General features: G+C 55.5%; 3 protein-coding genes and 2 pseudogenes. 3 read left to right on the top strand and 2 right to left on the bottom strand.

The genetic code is table 11. The annotated features are described in order from the left end of the window. Window positions 1–1,358 (bottom strand): annotated as a pseudogene (sppA, locus tag RT340_RS20310) (signal peptide peptidase SppA); the annotation flags it as partial. Window positions 1,359–1,581: 223 nt separating this feature from the next. On the opposite strand from sppA, the gene RT340_RS20305 reads away from it, so the two are divergent. Continuing rightward, window positions 1,582–2,133: an NAD(P)H nitroreductase gene (locus RT340_RS20305; RefSeq protein ID WP_034828801.1), complete on the top strand. Its 552-nt coding sequence runs from the start codon at window positions 1,582–1,584 to the stop codon at window positions 2,131–2,133. A gap of 9 nt (window positions 2,134–2,142) precedes the next feature. Here the strand turns inward: RT340_RS20305 and RT340_RS22635 are convergent. Further along, window positions 2,143–2,196 (bottom strand): annotated as a pseudogene (locus RT340_RS22635) (hypothetical protein); the annotation flags it as partial. A gap of 90 nt (window positions 2,197–2,286) precedes the next feature. Here RT340_RS22635 and selD point away from each other — a divergent pair. Then, window positions 2,287–3,330: a selenide, water dikinase SelD gene (selD, locus tag RT340_RS20300; protein WP_313377582.1), complete on the top strand. Its 1,044-nt coding sequence runs from the start codon at window positions 2,287–2,289 to the stop codon at window positions 3,328–3,330. Between the two features lie 22 nt (window positions 3,331–3,352). Further along, the coding region (locus tag RT340_RS20295; protein ID WP_313377581.1) for a DNA topoisomerase at window positions 3,353–4,159 on the top strand (807 nt) is incomplete at its 3' end.

Below are 4,159 nucleotides of genomic sequence, written 5' to 3'. Positions count from 1 at the left end.
GGCAGGGCTTTGGTGGTGGCAACGTCAGCCAGCGGAGAAGTGGCCACGCCGTCCGTGTGCACACCAATACTGTTCAGGCTATTTTCAACCGTGTTAATCACGCCGAAAATACCGATTGAACCGGTCAAGGTGCTGGGTGCGGCCACAATGTAGTCTGCTGGCGTCGAGATCCAGTAGCCGCCTGAAGCCGCCATGCCGCCCATTGAGACCACCACTGGCTTGCCGGCATCATGGGCTGCGGCTAACTCTTCACGAATCGCTTCCGATGCCGACACGCTGCCACCTGGGCTGTTGACGCGCAGTACAATCGCTTTGATTTTCGGCTCGAGACGCGCATCGCGAATCTGCGAAGCGGTGGTATCGCCACCCACGTTTCCGGCGGTTTCCTCACCGTCCATAATCGCACCGCTGGCGAAGATCACCGCAATATTGCCATCCTGATCCTGCTGAGGCTGCTTCACGGTGTAATCGTAAATGCTGACGTTGCGATAATCGTTATTGGCTTTATCCCAGCCAAAGGTTTTTACCAGTTCCTGATCAGCAGCCGCACGGCTGTCCAGCACATCAACCAATTTACTGTTCAGCGCATATTTTGCGGTATCGCCGTCAACAGCCTGCAATCCGCTGATGACGCCAGCTGCTCCAGGGAACAGCTGATCCGGCGTAATCTGACGATTCGCGGAAACGGTGTTCAGGTAGTTTTGCCACAACTGGCCGATCCAGCGACCATCCGCATCACGTGCTTCCGGAGACATATCGTCACGCAGGAAAGGCTCGACGGCAGATTTGTAGGTGCCCACACGGAACACATGAGAATTGACTTTGAGCTTCTCTAACAGGGATTTGTAATACAACCCATTGGTAGCAAAGCCATGCAGATCAACGGTGCCCTGCGGTGACAGATAAATTTTGGTGGCATAGCTGGCGATGTAGTATTGCGCCTGGCTATAGCTATCACCAATGGCGTATATCGGTTTGCCCGCATCACGGAACTCACGCAGCGATTTGCCCAGATATTGTAATGAAGGCTGATCGCCGCCAGCAAAATCACGCAAATCAAGCACGATCCCGGTGATGTTTTTGTCAGTTTTCGCCTGACGAACCGCATCCACCACGTCGAACAATGAATTCTCTTGCAGGCGATCGCTGCTCGCGCCCAGCAACTCACGGCTGATGCGACTCAGGCGATTACTGACGGAAGGTTTATCCACTAATACACCGCTTAAATCCACTTTGAGTGCACCCTGTTGCACCGGTTCGCTGCTGTTGGCGCTGGAAAGCTGTAACCAGATACCGACACCGGCGAGGATTAAGACGATGAGGAATAAATTAAGAATGAATTCCCGAATAAAATTCAACACCCGCCAGCTCCAGCGGAACAGGCCAGCAATAATTCGCCACAATGTGCGCATAAACTCTCCATATTCACGTAACAGGGCAGTCGCCACGCGGTCTGCCCCGATGTCGGGTTCATCCTAAAGAGCAGCGTGCGAAATGTCAGCAGGAAATCGCGCCAGACTGTTACAAAAGATCTTGCTGTGCCAGGATTAGCCCACGCTTTTTATTCACGGGAGAATAATGATGGATGCACTGGATTTATTAATCAACCGCCGCTCGGCTTCGCGTCTGGCAGAACCGGCACCAGCGGGCGAAGTCTTGCAGAACATTTTGCACGCAGGCTTACGTGCACCGGATCATGGTACGTTGCAGCCGTGGCGCTTTATCATTGTAGAGAATGAAGGGCGTGAGCGTTTTGGTAAATTGCTTGAACAAGCGGCGCGTGACAGCAACCTCGATGAAAAGGCGATTGAAAAATCCGCCACCGCACCGTTTCGAGCGCCGATGATTATCACTGTTGTGGCGCACTGTGAAGAGCATGCCAAAGTCCCGCATTGGGAACAGTTGGTTTCAGCAGGTTGTGCCGTGATGGCGATGCAAATGGCCGCGGTGGCGCAGGGCTTTAACGGTATCTGGCGCAGCGGTCCATGGACCGACCATCCTTCAGTGCGCGAAGCCTTTGGTTGCCGCGAGCAGGATGCGATTGTCGGATTCCTGTATCTCGGTACACCGCAACTCAAAGCGAATACCACGGTGGTTGCACCGGACACCGCGCAATTTGTCAGTTATTTCTGACAGACATCGGCGGGTTTCTTCGGCAGGGTGAGGCGTGTTGCAAAGATTGCACACCGCGTGTGCGAAAGATCGAGCTTAAACCGCGCAACACTTACCACCGGTTGACAGCCAGGCTAACATACAGCCTTCTGTTCAGCGCATAAGGAACCCGCCATGAGTGAACCTCTTCGTCTGACGCAATACAGCCATGGAGCTGGCTGCGGCTGCAAAATTTCGCCGCAGGTACTGGAAACCATTCTTCATAGTGAGCTGACCCCTTTTCATGACCCCCAGTTGCTGGTGGGCAACGAAACACGTGACGATGCTGCCGTATACGATCTTGGCAACGGCACAGCGGTAGTCAGCACCACCGACTTCTTCATGCCGATTGTTGATGATCCCCATACCTTTGGCCGTATCGCCGCCACCAACGCTATCAGCGATATTTTTGCCATGGGCGGCAAACCGATTATGGCGATTGCCATCCTGGGTTGGCCGGTCAACGTGCTGAGCCCGGAAGTGGCTCAGCAGGTCATTGAAGGCGGTCGTGCGGCCTGTCAGGCTGCTGGTATTGCGCTGGCGGGTGGGCATTCGATCGATGCGCCGGAGCCGATTTTTGGCCTGGCCGTCACGGGAATTGTTGATGTGGCGCGGGTGAAAAAGAACAGCGCCGCGCAGGTAGGAAGCCAGCTGTTTCTCACCAAGCCGCTGGGAATTGGCATCCTGACCACAGCCGAGAAAAAAGGCCTTCTGCTGCCAGAACACCAGTCATTAGCGGCGGAGGTGATGTGTCAGTTGAATAAAGCCGGTGCCGAGTTCGCCAAACTGGATGGCGTCAGCGCCATGACCGATGTCACCGGTTTTGGCTTGCTGGGACATCTGAGTGAGATTTGCCAGGGATCAGGTTTGCGTGCGGAAATCCACGCCAAACAGGTTTCGCGCTTACCCGGTGTCGATGAGTATATCGCCAAAGGTGCCGTGCCCGGCGGCACTCAGCGCAATTTTGCCAGCTATGGCGCCCTGATTTCCGCGATGGACGATGCAACTCGCGCGTTACTGTGCGATCCGCAAACCTCGGGTGGTTTACTGGTGGCGGTGCAACCCAGCGAGGTCGAAGCCTTCCAGCGCTGCGCAATATTGGCCGGCGTGCAGGCGACGGCGGTGGGTGAACTCTTCGCTGCCGATCCTTCCTGTCCATTAATTACCGTCGTGAATTGACGTAGAAGGAACGACGCCAGACATGCGTTTGTTTATTGCTGAAAAACCCAGCCTGGCGCGTGCCATTGCTGATGTACTGCCGAAGCCGCATCGCCGCGGTGACGGTTTTATTGCCTGTGGCAACGATCAGATGGTCACCTGGTGTGTCGGACATTTGCTGGAACAGGCGCAGCCGGACAGCTATGACAGCCGCTATGCGCGCTGGAATCTTGCCGACCTGCCGATCATTCCGGAAAAGTGGCGTTTACAGCCACGTCCGTCGGTGGCTAAGCAACTCAAAGTGATTGAGGGTTTGCTGCAACAGGCGAGTGAAGTGGTGCACGCCGGTGACCCGGATCGAGAAGGTCAGCTGTTGGTGGATGAAGTGCTGGACTACCTGCAACTCGCGCCGGAAAAGCGGCAGAAAGTGCAGCGCTGTCTCATTAACGATCTCAACCCCTCCGCCGTGGAGCGAGCAGTCAGCCGTTTACGTGAGAATCGCGAGTTTATCCCGCTGTGCGTCTCCGCATTGGCCCGCGCCCGCGCAGATTGGCTCTACGGCATCAATATGACCCGTGCCTGGACGCTATTAGGCCGCAATGCCGGTTATGATGGCGTGCTGTCGGTCGGACGCGTACAAACGCCGGTGCTCGGCCTGGTGGTGCGTCGCGATGAAGAGATCGAAAACTTCATTCCTAAAGATTACTTCGAAGTGAAAGCGCACATTGTGACGCCGAAGGATGAGCGTTTTGTTGCCAGCTGGATACCCAGCGACGCCTGCGAACCCTGGCAGGATGAGGAAGGTCGCCTGTTACACCGTTCGCTGGCCGATCATGTCTTAGAGCGCATC

This window comes from Pantoea sp. CTOTU50773 (genome assembly GCF_032082325.1).
In the GTDB taxonomy this organism is placed as follows: domain Bacteria; phylum Pseudomonadota; class Gammaproteobacteria; order Enterobacterales; family Enterobacteriaceae; genus Pantoea; species Pantoea communis.
Note: the sequence above shows the minus strand (reverse complement) of the source record. Positions and strands in the feature narration are given on the sequence as shown.